This is a genomic window from Vibrio sp. VPAP30 (genome assembly GCF_001188205.1).
Lineage (GTDB): Bacteria > Pseudomonadota > Gammaproteobacteria > Enterobacterales > Vibrionaceae > Vibrio > Vibrio bivalvicida.
This window is the reverse complement of sequence record NZ_LBLS01000008.1, coordinates 142,663-160,125: the sequence shown is the minus strand read 5'-3', so window position 1 is coordinate 160,125 and position 17,463 is coordinate 142,663. Positions and strand designations below refer to the sequence as shown.

The 17,463-nt window shown below is 45.3% G+C and carries 17 protein-coding genes; 10 read left to right on the top strand and 7 right to left on the bottom strand.

Features of this window, described 5'->3' with window-relative positions:
• The first annotated feature begins 216 nt into the window (after positions 1 to 216).
• Complete coding sequence (gene parE, locus ZX61_RS01205; protein ID WP_049842904.1) at positions 217 to 2,097, top strand: DNA topoisomerase IV subunit B; 1,881 nt, start codon at positions 217 to 219, stop codon at positions 2,095 to 2,097.
• 3 nt (positions 2,098 to 2,100) lie between these two features.
• Entirely contained in the window at positions 2,101 to 4,377 is a 2,277-nt protein-coding gene (gene parC, locus ZX61_RS01200; protein WP_049842903.1) for a DNA topoisomerase IV subunit A, read from the top strand.
• 54 nt (positions 4,378 to 4,431) lie between these two features.
• Here parC and degS read toward each other — a convergent pair whose 3' ends face one another.
• The 3 genes from degS to zapG form a co-directional block, all read right to left on the bottom strand.
• Positions 4,432 to 5,496 carry an outer membrane-stress sensor serine endopeptidase DegS gene (gene degS / locus ZX61_RS01195; RefSeq protein WP_049842902.1) on the bottom strand — a complete coding sequence of 355 codons (1,065 nt, stop codon included), beginning with the start codon at positions 5,494 to 5,496 and terminating at the stop codon, positions 4,432 to 4,434.
• Between the two features lie 127 nt (positions 5,497 to 5,623).
• Positions 5,624 to 6,991, bottom strand: coding sequence for a DegQ family serine endoprotease (locus ZX61_RS01190; RefSeq protein ID WP_049842901.1), 1,368 nt, complete (start codon positions 6,989 to 6,991; stop codon positions 5,624 to 5,626).
• Between the two features lie 123 nt (positions 6,992 to 7,114).
• Positions 7,115 to 7,573 (bottom strand): Z-ring associated protein ZapG, encoded by a 459-nt coding sequence (gene zapG / locus ZX61_RS01185; protein ID WP_049842900.1) that lies wholly within the window; start codon positions 7,571 to 7,573, stop codon positions 7,115 to 7,117.
• A 152-nt stretch (positions 7,574 to 7,725) separates the two neighbouring features.
• Here zapG and zapE point away from each other — a divergent pair, with 152 nt between their 5' ends.
• The 8 genes from zapE to sspB all read left to right on the top strand — a co-directional run bounded on the left by zapE (position 7,726) and on the right by sspB (position 14,073).
• On the top strand, positions 7,726 to 8,832 hold the full coding sequence (zapE, locus tag ZX61_RS01180) for a cell division protein ZapE (protein WP_049842899.1): 1,107 nt from the start codon (positions 7,726 to 7,728) through the stop codon (positions 8,830 to 8,832).
• 245 nt (positions 8,833 to 9,077) lie between these two features.
• On the top strand, positions 9,078 to 9,506 hold the full coding sequence (rplM, locus tag ZX61_RS01175; protein WP_004744972.1) for a 50S ribosomal protein L13: 429 nt from the start codon (positions 9,078 to 9,080) through the stop codon (positions 9,504 to 9,506).
• 15 nt (positions 9,507 to 9,521) lie between these two features.
• A complete protein-coding gene (gene rpsI / locus ZX61_RS01170; protein WP_004415472.1) occupies positions 9,522 to 9,914 on the top strand; it encodes a 30S ribosomal protein S9 in 393 nt (130 codons plus the stop codon).
• Between the two features lie 330 nt (positions 9,915 to 10,244).
• A complete protein-coding gene (petA, locus tag ZX61_RS01165; protein WP_049842898.1) occupies positions 10,245 to 10,838 on the top strand; it encodes a ubiquinol-cytochrome c reductase iron-sulfur subunit in 594 nt (197 codons plus the stop codon).
• Positions 10,838 to 12,103 carry a cytochrome b gene (locus ZX61_RS01160; RefSeq protein WP_049842897.1) on the top strand — a complete coding sequence of 422 codons (1,266 nt, stop codon included), beginning with the start codon at positions 10,838 to 10,840 and terminating at the stop codon, positions 12,101 to 12,103. Before petA ends, ZX61_RS01160 begins: the two co-directional genes overlap by 1 nt.
• A complete protein-coding gene (locus ZX61_RS01155) occupies positions 12,100 to 12,837 on the top strand; it encodes a cytochrome c1 (protein WP_049842896.1) in 738 nt (245 codons plus the stop codon). The genes ZX61_RS01160 and ZX61_RS01155 overlap by 4 nt, the downstream gene beginning before the upstream one ends.
• 97 nt (positions 12,838 to 12,934) lie before the next feature.
• Positions 12,935 to 13,570: a stringent starvation protein SspA gene (gene sspA / locus ZX61_RS01150; protein ID WP_049842895.1), complete on the top strand. Its 636-nt coding sequence runs from the start codon at positions 12,935 to 12,937 to the stop codon at positions 13,568 to 13,570.
• A gap of 11 nt (positions 13,571 to 13,581) precedes the next feature.
• The gene (sspB, locus tag ZX61_RS01145) at positions 13,582 to 14,073 is read left to right on the top strand and encodes a ClpXP protease specificity-enhancing factor (RefSeq protein ID WP_049842894.1); all 492 of its coding nucleotides are present in this window, start codon (positions 13,582 to 13,584) and stop codon (positions 14,071 to 14,073) included.
• Positions 14,074 to 14,127: 54 nt separating this feature from the next.
• Here the strand turns inward: sspB and ZX61_RS01140 are convergent, their stop codons facing one another.
• The 4 genes from ZX61_RS01140 to ZX61_RS01125 are packed head-to-tail and all read right to left on the bottom strand — an operon-like array spanning position 14,128 to position 17,458.
• Complete coding sequence (locus tag ZX61_RS01140) at positions 14,128 to 14,694, bottom strand: BON domain-containing protein (RefSeq protein ID WP_049842893.1); 567 nt, start codon at positions 14,692 to 14,694, stop codon at positions 14,128 to 14,130.
• 3 nt (positions 14,695 to 14,697) lie between these two features.
• On the bottom strand, positions 14,698 to 15,288 hold the full coding sequence (locus ZX61_RS01135) for a phosphoheptose isomerase (protein WP_049842892.1): 591 nt from the start codon (positions 15,286 to 15,288) through the stop codon (positions 14,698 to 14,700).
• Positions 15,289 to 15,291: 3 nt separating this feature from the next.
• Positions 15,292 to 15,657 carry a YraN family protein gene (locus ZX61_RS01130; RefSeq protein ID WP_082173341.1) on the bottom strand — a complete coding sequence of 122 codons (366 nt, stop codon included), beginning with the start codon at positions 15,655 to 15,657 and terminating at the stop codon, positions 15,292 to 15,294.
• Entirely contained in the window at positions 15,644 to 17,458 is a 1,815-nt protein-coding gene (locus ZX61_RS01125; protein ID WP_049842891.1) for a penicillin-binding protein activator, read from the bottom strand. The genes ZX61_RS01130 and ZX61_RS01125 overlap by 14 nt, the downstream gene beginning before the upstream one ends.
• Positions 17,459 to 17,463 lie beyond the last annotated feature (5 nt).

Genomic DNA, 17,463 nt, shown 5'->3' with positions numbered 1-17,463 from the left:
AGGGAAGAGTCATAATTTTGCTTGTTACTTAGTTATCTCTCTTGACATAATTGGGTCTGTTCCAGACTATGTCTCACCAGTACTTGTGTGGGTTTGACGCAATTAGATGATTGCCACATGCATGACTGTCAACAGTCATTGCTTACTTTGTGAGCCAACGCCTTATATTTCACCCAACAAGTAGCCTTTTTATTCTTTATAACGATATTCCGTATTATGACTGAACAATATAATGCTGGAGCCATTGAGGTTCTTAATGGTTTGGAGCCAGTACGTCGCCGACCTGGGATGTATACGGATACAGCACGCCCAAACCATTTGGGCCAAGAAGTCATCGACAACAGTGTCGATGAAGCGCTCGCCGGACACGCTTCAAAGGTTCAAGTAATTCTGCATGCGGACCAATCACTCGAAGTGATCGATGATGGTCGTGGTATGCCTGTAGACATCCACCCAGAAGAGAAAGTCTCTGGTGTTGAACTTATTTTATGTAAGCTTCACGCAGGTGGTAAGTTCTCGAATAAAAACTATCAATTCTCAGGTGGTCTACACGGGGTAGGCATTTCCGTCGTAAATGCCCTGTCTAAACGTGTGGAAGTGACGGTTCGTCGCGATGGTCAAGTGTACGAAATTGCCTTTGAACACGGTGATAAAGTCTCAGACTTAACTGTTACTGGCACATGTGGTCGCCGCAACAAAGGCACCAGCGTTCATTTCTGGCCCGAAGCGAAGTACTTTGATTCAGCCAACTTCTCGGTCACCCGCCTAGTTAATAATTTACGTGCCAAAGCCGTACTTTGTCCGGGCTTAGAAATTACCTTTATTGATAAAGTTAATGGTAACGACTATAAATGGCTGTATGAAGATGGCTTAAAAGACTACCTAGCTGAGGGTGTAAAAGGTTATACCGTTCTACCAGAAGAACCATTTACCGGTGAGTTTTCTGCTGAAACTGAAGCAGCTAACTGGGCGGTAATCTGGCAACCAGAAGGCGGTGAAATGATCACCGAAAGCTACGTTAACCTGATTCCGACTGCTCAAGGCGGTACGCACGTGAATGGCCTACGCCAAGGTCTGCTTGATGCTATGCGCGAATTTTGTGAATTCCGTAACCTGCTACCACGTGGTGTGAAGTTAACCGGTGACGATGTTTTCGACCGTTGTTCTTACGTTTTGTCGGTCAAAATGCAAGATCCGCAATTTGCCGGTCAAACTAAAGAACGTTTATCCTCTCGCCAAACGGCTGCTTTTGTTTCCGGTGTGGTTAAAGATGCATTCAGTCTGTGGCTTAACGAAAAACCGCAACTGGCAGAACTACTTGCTGAAGTGTGTATCGCTAATGCTCACCGCCGTATGCGTGCGAGTAAAAAGGTCGTACGTAAGAAAGTGGCTTCTGGCCCTGCATTACCGGGTAAGCTGACAGACTGTTCGGTACAAGATCTAAATCGTACCGAAATCTTTTTTGTCGAGGGTGACTCAGCGGGTGGTTCCGCCAAGCAGGCTCGTGACCGTGAGTTCCAAGCGGTAATGCCGCTACGTGGTAAGATCCTTAATACTTGGGAAGTCTCGCCAGACCAAGTGCTCGCTTCGCAAGAAGTACACGATATCTCAGTTGCTTTAGGTATTGATCCTGATAGCGAAAACCTAGACGGCCTTCGTTACGGTAAGATCTGTATCCTTGCTGATGCCGACTCGGATGGTCTGCATATCGCAACGCTACTTTGTGCGCTCTTTACTCGTCATTTTCGCTCTTTGGTCGAAGCAGGACATATTTATGTGGCTATGCCTCCTCTTTATCGTATCGACTGTGGTAAGGAAGTATTCTATGCCCTTGATGATGACGAGAAAGAGGGTGTACTAGAGCGCTTATCGAAGAAGAAAGCCAAAATCAACGTACAGCGATTCAAAGGTTTGGGTGAGATGAACCCGCTGCAACTTCGTGAAACGACGATGGATCCAAATACTCGTCGCTTAGTGCAGCTAACCATTGATGATAACCAAGCTACCATGGAAATGATGGATATGCTGCTTGGTAAGAAACGTGCTGATGATCGTCGCTCTTGGTTGCAAAACAACGGCGACATGGCAGAGGTTTAACGGATGTCTACAGAAATTACTTATGATGGCGTTGAACAGTTGCCAATGCGCAAGTTCACCGAAGACGCTTATCTAAACTACTCGATGTACGTCATTATGGATCGTGCGTTGCCATATATTGGTGACGGTTTAAAACCGGTTCAACGACGTATCATCTATGCAATGTCAGAGCTTGGTCTCTCGGCAGCAGCAAAATACAAAAAATCTGCTCGTACTGTTGGTGACGTGTTAGGTAAATATCACCCACACGGTGACTCTGCCTGTTACGAAGCTATGGTGCTGATGGCGCAACCTTTCTCTTACCGTTATCCACTGGTTGATGGTCAGGGTAACTGGGGTGCCCCAGATGACCCTAAATCGTTCGCGGCGATGCGCTATACCGAAGCGAAGCTATCTAAATTTGCTGAAGTTCTGCTTGGTGAGTTAGGCCAGGGCACGGTTGAGTGGCAGCCTAACTTTGACGGAACGATGAAAGAACCGCAAATGTTGCCAGCGCGATTACCACACATTCTACTGAACGGTGTGACGGGCATTGCGGTGGGTATGGCAACCGATATTCCGCCTCACAACGTACGTGAAGTAGCGGAAGCAACGATTCATTTAATCGATAATCCTAAGTCTGAACTTGCCGACGTGATGAACTTTGTTCAAGGGCCTGACTACCCAACTGAAGCAGAGATCATTTCACCTAAAGCGGATCTAGAAAAGATTTACCGTACTGGGCGTGGTAGCATCAAAATGCGCGCAGTATGGCATAAAGAAGGTTCAGAGATCGTAATTACAGCGCTACCTCATCAAGTGTCAGGCGCTAAGCTTCTTGAGCAAATCGCTAACCAGATGCGCGCTAAAAAGCTGCCTATGGTTGACGATCTACGTGATGAATCGGATCACGAAAATCCAACACGTATCGTGGTTGTTCCACGCTCGAATCGTGTTGATTGCGACCAGCTAATGAATCACCTGTTTGCTTCTACGGATCTTGAAAAGAACTTTCGTGTAAACCTAAACATGATTGGGCTGGACAACCGTCCTCAGGTGAAAGGGTTAGTACAAATCCTATCTGAATGGATTGAATTCCGTCGTTCCACAGTACGCCGCCGTCTACAACACCGTTTAGACAAGGTAATGGCTCGCTTGCACATCTTGGAAGGTTTGTTGATTGCATACCTCAACCTTGACGAAGTGATTGAGATAATCCGTACCGAAGATGATCCCAAAGCGGTGCTAATGGAGCGCTTTGGGATTACGGATATTCAGGCTGATGCGATCCTAGACACCAAATTACGTCACCTTGCGAAACTTGAAGAGATGAAGATTCGCGGTGAGCAAGAAGAGCTAGAAAAAGAGCGTGAAAAGCTAGAACAACTGCTAGGCTCTGAACGTCGTCTAAATACGCTACTGAAGAAAGAGATCAAAGCCGATGCTGACAAGTACGGAGATGATCGCCGTTCACCTATGGTTGAACGTGCAGAAGCTAAAGCGCTAACTGAGCGAGATCTTGTTCCTAGTGAACCAATTACTGTAGTTCTTTCTGAGAAAGGCTGGATTCGTCATGCCAAAGGGCATGAGGTTGAGGCTGACGGGTTAAACTACAAGTCGGGTGATAACTACCTTGCTCATGCTCGTGGTAAGAGCAACCAGCAAGCCGTGTTCCTTGGAAGTGATGGCCGTAGCTACTCATTAGAGTCGCACTCATTACCGTCAGCGCGAAGCCAAGGTGAGCCTATTACTGGGCGCTTGAATATTAGTGCCGGGACCAATATTCGTCATGTCGTGATGGGGGAAGAAGAGCAGTTGTGGTTAGTCGGTTCTGATGCAGGCTATGGTTTCGTATGTAAGGGAAGTGATCTCTTGTCGAAGAACCGCAGTGGTAAAGCCTTAGTGACGCTACCGCAAAACTCTGAAGTTCTTGCACCGCAAACTGTCGGTAATCTAGACGCGGATGAGATCCTAGCGATCACTAACCAGGGGCGCATGCTGTTATTCCCAATCAAAGACTTGCCTCAGTTAGGTAAAGGTAAGGGTAATAAGATTATCAATATTCCGGCGGCGAAAGCGAAAGAACGTGAAGAACTGGTTTCTCACTTGATTGCCCTGCCTCAAGGAGCTTCTGTTACTTTATACGCAGGTAAACGTAAGCTTGGTCTTAAGCCTGCTGACTTAGAGAACTTCCGCGGAGAACGTGGACGTCGAGGTGGTTTGTTACCAAGAGGTTTGCAACGCGTGACTCGCATTGAAGTCGAATCTGGTGCAGTGCCAGATAGTGACACTTCAGAATAGTTATAAAAAACCCATGCATAGCATGGGTTTTTACTGTGGTGAAATTGAGCCCTGTTATTCGCGGCTGTCTTCTTCAATCGTGACTTCTAGGGTTTTCTCTACCCCTTTACGTAAGATCAGCACGTTGATCTTTGAACCAGGCCTTAGCTCGGTAACAATATCCATCACGCTTTGACGTCCATTGACCTTCTGACCATCAATTTTCAGGATGATATCTTGAGCTTCAAACCCAGCATCAGCGGCGGGACCATTCGGGTCGATACCTAATACTACGATACCACCAAGGTGTTTGTTACCCAGCAGTCGAGAGGTGACAGAGTTAATGTCTTGCCCATCGATACCGATGTAGCCACGAATCACACGCCCATCGGCAATGATTTTTTGCATAATCTTATCGGCTAGTGCGTATGGGATGGCGAAAGATATGCCGTAAGTTTCTAGTTCGGTTGCCTGTTGAAATGATGCTGTATTGATACCGACTAGCTCGCCACGAGTATTGACCAAAGCACCACCTGAATTACCTTCATTGATCGCAGCATCAGTTTGGATAAACGCCTGATGACCATCAGCGCTGATCGACGAGCGCCCTGTTGCTGAGATAATACCGAAAGTGGTTGTTTGCCCAAGGTTATAAGGGTTGCCAATCGCAAGCACTATGTCACCAACTTTCGGAGAATACTCAGGATTAAGTGGAATCACGGGTAAGTTTTCGTCTTCAACTCTTAGGATAGCAATGTCGGTTCTGCGGTCTTTCCCGACCAGTTGCGCGGCAGCGATTCGACCATCTTGCAGGGCAACAATAATTTGATCTGCTTGTGCAACCACATGGTAGTTGGTGATGATGTAGCCTTTCTCACTGACAATGACACCAGAACCAAGCCCTTGCGTCAGTAGTTTGGAACGATCACTTTCTTGGTATTTACGGCTGTAGATATTCACTACAGCAGGTGCTGCGTTACGCACTGCTTGATTAAATGACACCTGAACTTGTGAGTAGTCAGTCGCAGCAGATTGATTGGTTTGAGGAATTATATTCGACCGCAGAGACGGTACAGCGATTAATAACAGAGCAGCCGTTGCTAGGCCTAAGCCAATAGAGCGCAACAAAAATTGCAGCATGCTTTCCTCTTTATGAGCATAAAATGGATAAGTTGGTGAAGAATAGCACTAGATGAGAAAATAATAAAAGGACAGCGGCAGTAACCGCTGTCCTTTCAAGCCGATATCGCGTTTTTATAAATTACCTTTATCGAATGACAAGGTAAATACTGCGTTCGCCGCGCTGAATGTTAAGTGCCAGTACTCCAGATTGTTTCTCAACCACTTTTCTAAACTCAGCGAGGTTTTTCACTCGTTGACGGTTAACACCTATGATGATGTCATCTGGTTGCAACTGGTAAGCCTCGGCATTTGAACCTTTCTCAACCGATGTCACTTTTACGCCTTGTACTTGATCGCTCGCATTCGTGTTTGTTAACTGAGCACCTGATAGACCTTCATGTAACTTGTCAGCAGTGGTTTTGACATTTGTTTGTTCACCTAGCGTGACGTCGAATGATTTCTTCTTACCGTCACGGACAACACCTAACGTAATCTCTTTTCCAGCACCTAGCGTCGCGACCTTTGCGCGCAGCTCACTAAATGAATGAATTGATTTACCACCAATTGAGACAATCACATCTCCTGCTTCTAAGCCTGCCTTATCTGCGGCACTGTCTGGAACTACTTGGCTAACAAAGGCGCCTTTACTCGATTCATACCCAAGCGCTTCTGCAAGTTCCGAGGTGATCTCGCCGCCCTGTACACCAAGCATGCCGCGTTTTACTTCGCCAAACTCAAGAATTTGGGCGGTTAAGTTCTTCATCATGTTGGAGGGAATCGCGAAGCCGATACCAACATTACCGCCATTTGGCCCTAGAATTGCTGTATTGATACCTATCAGTTCACCATTTAGGTTTACTAGCGCACCGCCCGAGTTACCACTGTTGATGGCAGCATCGGTTTGAATAAAGTTTTCGAAGTTTTCAATATTTAGTCCACTACGCCCCAGAGCAGAAACGATACCAGAGGTGACGGTTTGCCCGAGCCCGAATGGGTTACCAATGGCAACAGTGAAGTCACCGACGCGTAACTTATCTGAATCAGCAATTTTTATTTCGGTCAGGTTCTTCGCTTCCTCCAGTTTGAGTAACGCTACATCAGACATTTGGTCGCCGCCTATCAGCTCGGCATCGTATTCACGACCGTCACGCAACTTAACGCGGATTTTTTCCGCGCCATTGATAACGTGATAGTTAGTCACAATATGGCCTTGCTTGGCATCAACCACAACACCAGAGCCCAAGCCTCTGAATGGACGCTCTTGAAGTTGTTCGGTTGGAAAATCAGGACCAAAGAAAAAGCGGAACTGTTCGGGGATTTGCTGTTTTGAAACTTGCGTTCCTTCAACAGAGATACTGACCACCGCAGGGGTCACTTTCTCTAGCATTGGAGCTAGGCTTGGTAACTGTTCGCCATCAACCGTAAAAGGTAAAGCGGCAGTAGCCTGCATTGGTGTGATGATTGAACTTAGGCTTAATGACAGGACTGTTAGGGCAAGCAAAGGTTTTTTCATCGGAAACTCCTAGTTGATTAAGGACCTAGATCTGATATTTGTCTTAAAAATCAGAATTCAATGGTCACTCGTAGGAGTTATGACTCAAAAACCTGTGCAAAGTTCAGCAAAGATAGTTTTCAATTACGACGCTTTTGCTGAGACCACATCTTGAGAGTCTAGAATTTCTTTCTTCTGCTCTTTTAATAGACCAGTGGAACCTGAAGCATAATCTTTAGGTGCTTCATTTAATAGTTGAATATCAAGCTCACCATTGTCTAGTGTGTTGTCATCTGATTGCTGGACAACCTTTTTCACAAATGGATTGTCTTGCTCTGGGATGTTAGGTAAAAGTTCAGAAGACGTTTTAGCCATATGTTGATATAGCTTAGTGTACTCTTTACCCACAGAGTCTAACATTTCCGCCGTTTGCGCAAAATGATCTGCAAGGTCTTGTTTTTGTTGCTCTAATTCGAACTTGGCGTTGTCGAGGTCTTTCTGGACGCTCTTTTGCTTTTTGTATCCAGGCGTTGTTAGGCGAGAAATTGCAATACCCAATACCGTACCAATAAGCAAGCCTACAAGGGCATAAATCCAAGGCATAATTGCTCCTTATCATTGTTATTTAACATGTTTTTTACTGGTTGGTTACACATGTTCAAATCACATGGTACTATGAGAACTTAAGCCAATAAAGAAAAATGCATGTGCTCTACATAGCAGTTTGACAGTCTTCTTGAATAGGTAAAGAAGCAATGACGCCATTAGAAATCTATAACAACGATATAAAACAACATGGTTTTCAAAAGGATGCCGCGCAGCTTCAAGCGGTTACAGCCTTAGATAATCTCTACCATGAATTCATCGACTACGTTAACACGCCAGTAGAAAAGCCGAGTGGATGGAAAGCTTGGTTTAGTAAAAAAGAGCCAGAGTTACCCCTAGCGCCGCAAGGCCTTTATTTTTGGGGAGGAGTAGGGCGTGGGAAAACCTATTTGGTTGATACGTTTTTTGATGCCCTACCCACGGACAAGAAAATGCGTGTCCATTTTCACCGCTTTATGTATCGCGTCCACGATGAGCTAAATGCGTTAGGGGATGTCAACGATCCACTTGAACTAGTGGCCGACAAATTTAAAGCTGAGGCGGAAATCATCTGCTTCGATGAGTTTTTTGTTTCAGATATTACTGATGCCATGATTCTAGGCACCTTGTTTCAAGCCTTGTTTAAGCGTGGTGTGATCTTGGTTGCAACCTCAAACATCCCACCAGAAGATTTGTATCGTAATGGCTTACAGCGCGCTCGTTTTCTTCCTGCTATTGAACTGATTCAGAAAAACTGTCGAGTGTTGAACGTTGATAGTGGTATTGATTACCGCTTGCGAACTCTAGAACAAGCAGAGATCTATCACTCGCCTCTTGATGAACAAGCAGACAAAAACCTTAGACATTACTACGAGCAGTTGGTGGGGGAGGGAAAGAAAGGTGTTATGAGCATCGAGATTAATCACCGTGATATAGAAGTCATTCAAGCGTCAGAAGATGTCTTGCATGCCAGTTTTGAACAGTTGTGTCGTTCTGCACGAAGCCAAAATGACTATATTGAGATGTCGAGAATTTATCACACCGTATTGTTGGCGGATGTACAGCAGATGGATCGAACGATAGATGATGCAGCAAGACGTTTCATTGCATTAGTCGATGAATTCTATGAGCGTCATGTCAAACTGATTATCTCTGCGGAAGTACCGCTGGAAGCACTTTATGCAGGTGGTCAGCTTGAGTTTGAATTTAAGCGCTGTCAGTCGCGTTTGATAGAAATGCAAAGCCATGATTACTTGGCCAAAGAGCATTTAGCATAGCTGGTTAGAGCGAAGTGTGCATAATTGAAAAAAAATGAAGTTTTCACACGAAAAGAGGTGATTTTTTCTACTGACTTCTCTATAATCCTGCGACCCACCGTTACTGCAGACCTTATTATCGAAGGTATTTCGACATAGCGGGTCGAGAGTGCCAATCACTCGAAGGGGTGTTAACTGGACTCTTAGTCAGTGGGAGCGAAAGCTCCTTAAGTGTAAATTTAATTATTGAACGGGTTATTATTAGCATGAAAACTTTCGTTGCTAAACCAGAAACTGTAAAACGCGACTGGTACGTTGTAGACGCTGAAGGTAAAACTCTTGGCCGTCTAGCAAGTGAAATTGCATCTCGCCTACGTGGCAAACACAAAGCTGAATACACTCCACACTGTGACACTGGTGATTACATCATCGTTGTTAACGCGGAGAAAGTTACTGTAACTGGTAACAAAGCAAAAGGTAAGATTTACTACCGTCACACTGAATTCCCTGGCGGCCTAAAATCAATCAGCTTCGAGAAGCTAATTGATCGCAAGCCAGAGATGGCTCTTGAGCTAGCAGTTAAAGGTATGCTACCACGTGGTCCTCTTGGCCGTGCTATGTACCGTAAGCTGAAAGTTTACGCTGGCGCTGAGCACAACCATGTTGCTCAACAACCTCAAGTACTAGACATCTAATCGGGGATTTCGAAAATGGCAGATAATCAATACTACGGTACTGGCCGTCGCAAAAGCTCAGCTGCACGTGTTTTTGTTAAACCAGGCAGCGGCAACATCGTAATCAACAAGCGTAGCCTTGATGAGTACTTCGGTCGTCCAACTTCTCGCATGGTTGTTAAACAGCCTCTAGAGCTAGTTGAACTAACTGAGAAACTAGACCTATACGTTACTGTTAAAGGTGGCGGTATTTCTGGTCAAGCAGGTGCTATCCGTCACGGTATCACTCGCGCTCTAATGGAATACGATGAGTCTCTACGTCCTACTCTACGTGCTGCGGGTTACGTTACTCGTGACGCTCGTTGCGTTGAACGTAAGAAAGTTGGTCTACGTAAAGCACGTCGTCGTCCACAGTTCTCTAAGCGTTAATCTTTTTTCGAAAAGATTCGCTTCCAATGTTTACATTGGAATGTGGTACCAAAAGCCTGGCTTCTTGCCAGGCTTTTTTGTTTTTATTCGTTAAAAAATTCCTTTCCTAGCGTCACTTATCATTTGATTTATATTACTTCTCTTCCTTTTGTGACCTAACAGGCGATTCGCTTCACAAATGTTACAAAAAGGTAGCTTTATCTTGTCAAAAAGTAGGGTTTTATTTATCATTTGCCATCAAATAAATACAACTAAATTCGTATTTTGTTAGCCATGCTCTTTAAGCGGAATAACAATAAATCCACAAGGAGCAAATGGGAGAATGTTTGGATGAGCAATGCGCCTTTAAATAACGGTCGCAGACGTTTCTTAACCGCTACAACAGCTGTTGTGGGTGGTCTAGGAGCCGCTGCTGTCGCCGTTCCTTTTATTAAATCTTGGAACCCAAGTGAAAAAGCCAAAGCTGCAGGTGCCCCTGTTGAAGTTGATATCGGTAAACTTGAAGAAGGGCAAATGGTACGTGTTGAATGGCGTGGTAAACCTGTATGGGTTGTCCGCCGTGCACAGTCTGTAGTCGAAGGATTAAAAGCTATCGATGGTCAGCTACGCGACCCATCTTCAGCAGAAGAACAACAACCAACTTATGCTCAGAATGCTTATCGCTCAATTAAGCCAGAGTATTTTGTTGCGGTAGGTATCTGTACACACCTTGGTTGTTCTCCAACGTATTTGCCTGACAGTTTTAATGAGCAAGTTCAGGGTGTTAAATCAGGTTTCTTCTGTCCGTGTCACGGTTCTAAGTTCGACATGGCAGGCCGTGTTTTCCAAGGCGTACCAGCGCCATTAAACCTAGTTGTTCCAAAACACCAATACTTAAGTGATACCAAGATTATGATCGGTGTTGACGAAGAAGGGGAGGCATAATGCAAGCTCTACTTGATTGGGTAGAAAAACGCATACCCGCAATGAATGCGTACAAGAAGCACCTTTCTGAGTACCCGATGCCAAAGAACTTTAACTTCTGGTATCTATTTGGCTCGCTAGCGATGCTTGTCTTGGTTAACCAAATCCTGACGGGTATCTGGTTAACAATGAACTACGTCCCATCTGGCGACGGAGCCTTCGCCTCAATCGAATACATCATGCGTGATGTTGAATACGGTTGGTTGCTGCGTTATATGCACTCTACAGGTGCGTCAGCCTTCTTCGTTGTTGTTTACCTACATATGTTCCGCGGCCTAATCTACGGTTCATACCAGAAGCCTCGCGAGCTACTGTGGATCTTCGGTATGCTTATCTTCTTAGTGTTGATGGCAGAAGCATTTATGGGTTACCTATTACCTTGGGGACAGATGTCTTACTGGGGTGCTCAGGTAATCATTTCCCTATTTGGTGCGATTCCTGTTATTGGTGATGACCTAACGCTATGGATTCGTGGTGACTACGTTATTTCTGGTGCTACGCTAAACCGCTTCTTTGCACTACACGTCATTGCTCTTCCTATCGTGTTGCTGCTGCTGATCGTTCTTCACGTACTAGCACTACACGAAGTGGGTTCAAATAACCCAGATGGTATCGAAACTAAGCTTCCTAAAGGGACAATGGGCGACGACTACCAGACTCAGTTCCCATTCCACAAGGATTACACTAAGAAGTACGACATCATTGACTCTATTCCTTTCCACCCGTACGGGACTGTGAAAGATATGGTAGGTGTTGCAGGTTTCCTATTCTTCTTCTGTTACGTGCTGTTCTTTAACCCGGAGATGGGCGGATACTTCCTTGAGCCGCCTAACTTTGAAGCTGCAAATCCATTGAAAACACCTGAGCACATCGCTCCTGTATGGTACTTTACTCCGTTCTACGCGATTCTTCGTGCGGTTCCGGACAAGCTTATAGGTGTCATCGCTATGGGGGCATCGATTGCGGTTCTATTTGTTCTACCATGGTTAGACCGTTGTCGTGTACGTTCTTACCGCTACCGCAGTAAGTTCCATTTATTCAATATCATCCAGTTTACGATTAGCTTTATCGCGTTAGGTATTCTTGGTGCGCTACCCGCAACACCAACATACACGCTACTAGCTCAGATCTTTAGCGTAGCTTACTTCATGTTCTTCGTACTGCTGTACTTCTACAGTAAGAACGAAGCGACTAAGCCACTACCAGAAAGGGTGACATTCAAATGAAAAAATGGATTGTAATTTTATTTGCAATGCTGCCTTCATTGGCGATGGCAGCGGGCGCGAACGTACCACTTGATAAGGCGAACAATGATCTGAGTGACCAAGCGTCACTGCAAAATGGTGCGAAACTGTTTATGAACTACTGTTTCGGTTGTCACTCAGCCCAGTATCAGCGCTACGAGCGTGTTGCTCGTGATATCGGTATCCCGGTTGAGCTGTTGAAAGATAATTTAATCTTTGATCCTGAAGCTAAAGTCGGTGACTTGATGGAAAATTCGATTCCTGAGAAGTCTGCAGCGAAATGGTTCGGTGCTCCACCACCAGATCTAACATTAGTTGCTCGTGTTCGTGGCACGGATTGGTTATACACCTACCTACGTTCGTTTTACGAAGATCCAAGCCGTCCGTTTGGTGTGAACAACATTGTATTCCCAAGTGTTGGCATGCCGCATGTGTTAGAAGAGCTGCAAGGTATTCCTAAGCCAGTTTTTGAAACTCATGTCGTAGATGGTAAAGAAGTGACAAAAGTTGTTGGTGTTGAGGCCGATGGTACAGGTGAGCTGAACAGTGAAGAATATGATGACGCTGTTCGCGATTTGGTCAACTTCTTGGAATACTCTGGTGACCCAGTAAAACTTGAGCGTCACGCTCTTGGCTGGTGGGTGATGGGCTTCCTAGTCATCTTCACTATCGTGGTTGTGTTACTTAAGAAAGAGTATTGGCGTGATGTGCACTAATTGTGCTATCATACTGTGCTAATTCCCAATTTTTGAACTTAACAATGGAGGCTTGGCCTCCATTGTTTTTATATTTGTAAGTGTGCTGGAGGGCTCCATGGCTGTAGCTGCCAATAAACGTTCTGTGATGACTCTATTTTCAAGTGCATCTGATATGTATAGCCATCAGGTACGTATTGTTCTAGCAGAGAAAGGTGTAAGTGTTGAAGTAGAACTTGTCGATGAAGCAAATCTACCGACGGAGCTTATTGAACTTAATCCATACAAGACAGTACCAACGTTAGTAGACCGTGAACTAGCGCTTTACGATTCAAAGATCATTATGGAATACCTAGATGAGCGTTTTCCTCATCCCCCATTGATGCCTGTTTACCCTGTAGCTCGTGGTAACAGCCGTCTAATGATCTACCGTATTGAGAAAAACTGGTACACGCTTGCCGAGAAAGTGGTAAAAGGCAACGCTGAAGAAGCAGAAGCTGCACGTAATAAACTACGTAACGACCTTCTGACTCTAGGCCCAGTATTTGCTGAGTACGAATACTTTATGAGTGAAGAGTTCAGCCTAATTGACTGCTACTTAGCACCGTTGTTATGGCGTTTACCTCAACTTGGTATTGAGCTTGTAGGCCCTGGTTCTAAAGAGCTGAAAGTTTACATGAACCGCGTATTTGAACGTGATTCATTCCTAGCTTCTCTAACTGAAGCTGAACGTGAAATGCGTCTAACTCGTTAATCGGCGAGAAGATGGATATTGCAAACATGACACCTCGCCGACCATACATGCTTCGTGCATTTTATGATTGGCTGGTGGATAACGATTTAACTCCACATTTGGTTGTTGCAGCAGAACTACCTGGTGTTCGAGTGCCTCTGGAGTTTGTTCAAGACGGCCAAATTATCCTTAATATTGCTCCACGAGCAGTGGGTAATTTAGAGTTAGGTAACGAAGCGATTACGTTTAATGCGCGCTTTAGTGGTCGTCCTCAGTCGATCATTGTGCCTCTATATGCAGTACAGGCTATCTACGCACGTGAAAACGGCGCAGGTACCATGTTTGAGCCTGAAGAGGCTTATATGGCTGAGTATGAGGAAGAACAAGGTATTGATGAGGTCATTGATGACCTTCAGCCACTATCAGTAGCAACAGAAACGGAGCAAGAAACCGTTGAGTCAGACGTTGCTGGAGACGAACCACCTAGGCCTAAAGGCAGACCAAGCCTGAGAGTCGTCAAATAATAAAAAGCAGCGCCTAGCGCTGCTTTTTTTGTATTTAGAGATTATCACTAACGATTACTCTTGGTAGAAAGCCCTTACTACCTGTTTTACATCGGAAACATTACGTGCAACATCAGTTGCAATTTTTGCATGCTCCTCAGAAACGTAGCCGAGTAAGAATACTTCTTTATTTTCAGTGATCACTTTAATTTTTGTACCGCTCAACTCTGAATTGGCAATCAAGGCTGATTTGACCTTAGTCGTGATCCAACTATCATGACTGATTGCGCCAACAGATAAGGGTGGTTTAATTCGTAGTTGGTTATGGATGTGTTCCACACCTTTAATATCACGGGTTCGGCTCTCAATCTCACGTTTTAGCTGCTCGGTATTCGCTTGGCCCATCAAAACAACCGTTCCATTGTATGAGCTTGCGGTTACGCGTGCATTGCCTCTGAACGGGGTCTTGTTACCAATCCCTGCAACCTCGAACTCGATGTTGTTGTCGTCCCATATCTCTTGAGTGGTTCTGGGATCAATGACAATACTCGCGGTTGTTGCGGCACCCGCAACAAATAAGCCGGCACACCCTGTCATGCTCAGGGCAAATAAGGACAGCAATAAGCCTTTAAATACTTTCATAACTTACTCTTCGTGAGCGGGAAACAATACTTGGTCGATAAGATCGCACAAGCAGTGCATAGTCACCATGTGAACTTCATGAATTCGCGCCGTTCTGTGAGAGGGGATACGGATCTCAACGTCATTTTCGCCAAGTAAACCTGCCATCTCGCCCCCGTCCTTACCAGTCAGTGCGATGATGGTCATGTCTCGCGTTACTGCGGCTTCCATCGCCTTGATGATGTTTTTGCTGTTACCACTGGTTGAGATTGCAAGTAGGATATCGCCAGTTTGGCCAAAGGCGCGAACTTGTTTGGAGAAAATCTCTTCATAGTGGTAGTCGTTAGCCACCGCAGTTAGCGTGGTATTATCAGCGGTAAGCGCCATGGCGGGTAGACTAGGTCGCTCAGTCTCAAAACGATTTAAAAGACAGGAAACAAACTGTTGTGCGTTTGAAGAAGAGCCTCCATTTCCGCAGCAAAGGATCTTGTTGCCATTGAGTAGGCTAGCTACCATGGCTTGAGCGGCATGGGTAATAGCGTCTGGCAACGCTTCGGCTGCCGCGATTTGAATTTGAATACTTTCTGTAAAGCTGTCTTTAATGCTATCTAGCATCGATTATCCTTGAGTAATTGCGTTTTTGATCCACTCGATTTGTTGACCTTGTTGGTGCATTGCCACTAAGTCAAAGCGGAAATCAGTTGAATATACAGATAAGCCATTCTTGCTCAGCCACAGTGTTGCTGCTTTGATGAGCTTTCTCATTTTGCTCGTAGTGACGGTTTCCGCAGCATGCCCATAAGCTTGGCTTTTACGATAGCGAACTTCAACGAAAACAATCGTCTCGCCATCTTTCATAATCAGGTCGAGTTCGCCTCCTTTCACTAGGAAGTTTCTCTCAATTGGCGACAAGCCGCAACTGATAAGATACTTTTCAGCTGCAACTTCATAATGTTGCCCTTGTGCTCGTTTATTGGTTAGCACTATGCTCCGCCCAACTAATCTCACGTTGTACTATACAGTCATCATTGATGCTTAGCACTCCGGTACTGCCGCTAATGGTATAGTCGTGGACCACTTTCATCTGTGGCAGATGTTCCATCAAGCGGTAAGCGTCCATCCCCAGAGCTTGCAGACGTTTTTCTGCATTAGAGTCTTTGGGCCACAATTGTTCCATTTGGGCTTTTAAGGCCGCATCTGGTTGAATTAGTAGCGGTATATCGCTGTATATTACACCCGATAGATCTTCATATTGCTGGCGACCACTATTACTACGCGAATTCGAGTATAGTTTTGGTGGCGTTGTATCTGGGTTAATCGCGACTTCAATAAACGGTTTGATGAGCGTAAGTTCAGAGCCGTTTGCCACAATGTAAACTGCATCAATATCACGGCGGCTACGTGGTTGGCTTTCTAACGGTATATCGAGTAACGAATCCATCTGCGCGATATGTTGCTGGCTGCCTTGTAGGCCGAATACTTTGTTAATATCGCGTTGAAGCTGGCGTTTGTCGCCAAACAGATTGATTGCAACTTTGGTGTCGCTGTGTTTTTGCCATTCTTTGTCAAATGCTTCAACTACTCGAGAGCCGAGACGCCCTTGAGGTGCAAGTATCAGAGGGTATTGGTAACCTTGCTGTGCCAAATGTTTTGCCGCTTGGGCCACCTCTTGCTCTGGAGATAGTGCTAAGTAGCAAGTGCTGTTACCAGCTTGGATCTCATCTGGGATGTTTAGAGCCAGCGTTGGCAGCGGATTTACAAAGTTAGCTTGAGCTTGCTGAAGTTTCTCTATGTTACTTTTTAACAGTGGCCCGACAACAGAGTCAATCTGCTTTTCGACCAATACCGATTCAAGCTCTTCTATCGAAGCTGCATTGGTATCGATGACGGTTAGCGTGGCACTTTCATCTCGCTCGCTATCGTTCATCATTTCGAGAATAAAGCCATCACGAATGAGCTGAGCCTGTTTAGCAAATTTACCAGAAAGTGGCAGCAATAGTGCGGTATTGACTGGCTTGGTAATTTCTAGAGCGAGAATATCTGTCACCGATTGTGGGGTATAGATAGCCCCTGGGTGATTTGAGTTATCTGTTAGCCATTGTTCAAGCCCGGCTTTAAGTTGTGGAAGGTTGCTTGCTAGAGTCTTAGTTAAGTCAGTTAGTTCTAGCCAACCAGATACCACAGGATCAGTTTCTTGTTGCTTCAACGTTTCTAATTGCTGCGCCGAGTACTGATTTAGGTTGTTCCAGATCCCCTGTGCAACAAAGGCTTGTTCACTTTCGGCTAGGTAACGGCTGCTTAAAGAGAGTTCTCGAGTCGCATTGTAGAAGTCACCTTGCTTAGTAAATAGGGAAGCGCGCAATTGGTGATAGTTAAGCCACTGGTCTTCACCTAGTTGCCACGACGGTTTGAAGTTTAGGATCTGCAGTGCTTCTGCGTGGTTATCACGAGAAATGAGCAGTTCCGCTCGTGCAAGTTGCCACTCAGCTTGCTGCATTTCATTTAGTGACTGACGAGCTAGGCGTTTGATAAGAAGCTCTGACTGAGCCGTGTCACCTGTATCAATGGATGCTTTTAATGCCATGATCAACCAATCATTTTGCAAGCTGCCTTGACTGCTGTCAGCTCGCATCAAGTAAGTTTGCACTGACTGGTTGGGATCTAAGGTAATATCGACACTTCGCGGCGTCTTAGGAGCAGAAGAACACGCTGCCAATGTGACAGCAAGTGCTACAGGAGTCAGTAAGCGTGTTACACTTAGACGCTTGTGGTTATTCATGGCCATGAGTT

Excerpts from the sequence above, each read along its gene's own strand:
- parE (WP_049842904.1), top strand. The coding sequence starts at position 217 with ATGACTGAACAATATAATGCTGGAGCCATTGAGGTTCTTAATGGTTTG.
- parC (WP_049842903.1), top strand. The coding sequence starts at position 2,101 with ATGTCTACAGAAATTACTTATGATGGCGTTGAACAGTTGCCAATGCGC.
- degS (WP_049842902.1), bottom strand. The coding sequence starts at position 5,496 with ATGCTGCAATTTTTGTTGCGCTCTATTGGCTTAGGCCTAGCAACGGCT.
- ZX61_RS01190 (WP_049842901.1), bottom strand. The coding sequence starts at position 6,991 with ATGAAAAAACCTTTGCTTGCCCTAACAGTCCTGTCATTAAGCCTAAGT.
- zapG (WP_049842900.1), bottom strand. The coding sequence starts at position 7,573 with ATGCCTTGGATTTATGCCCTTGTAGGCTTGCTTATTGGTACGGTATTG.
- zapE (WP_049842899.1), top strand. The coding sequence starts at position 7,726 with ATGACGCCATTAGAAATCTATAACAACGATATAAAACAACATGGTTTT.
- rplM (WP_004744972.1), top strand. The coding sequence starts at position 9,078 with ATGAAAACTTTCGTTGCTAAACCAGAAACTGTAAAACGCGACTGGTAC.
- rpsI (WP_004415472.1), top strand. The coding sequence starts at position 9,522 with ATGGCAGATAATCAATACTACGGTACTGGCCGTCGCAAAAGCTCAGCT.
- petA (WP_049842898.1), top strand. The coding sequence starts at position 10,245 with ATGAGCAATGCGCCTTTAAATAACGGTCGCAGACGTTTCTTAACCGCT.
- ZX61_RS01160 (WP_049842897.1), top strand. The coding sequence starts at position 10,838 with ATGCAAGCTCTACTTGATTGGGTAGAAAAACGCATACCCGCAATGAAT.
- ZX61_RS01155 (WP_049842896.1), top strand. The coding sequence starts at position 12,100 with ATGAAAAAATGGATTGTAATTTTATTTGCAATGCTGCCTTCATTGGCG.
- sspA (WP_049842895.1), top strand. The coding sequence starts at position 12,935 with ATGGCTGTAGCTGCCAATAAACGTTCTGTGATGACTCTATTTTCAAGT.
- sspB (WP_049842894.1), top strand. The coding sequence starts at position 13,582 with ATGGATATTGCAAACATGACACCTCGCCGACCATACATGCTTCGTGCA.
- ZX61_RS01140 (WP_049842893.1), bottom strand. The coding sequence starts at position 14,694 with ATGAAAGTATTTAAAGGCTTATTGCTGTCCTTATTTGCCCTGAGCATG.
- ZX61_RS01135 (WP_049842892.1), bottom strand. The coding sequence starts at position 15,288 with ATGCTAGATAGCATTAAAGACAGCTTTACAGAAAGTATTCAAATTCAA.
- ZX61_RS01125 (WP_049842891.1), bottom strand. The coding sequence starts at position 17,458 with ATGGCCATGAATAACCACAAGCGTCTAAGTGTAACACGCTTACTGACT.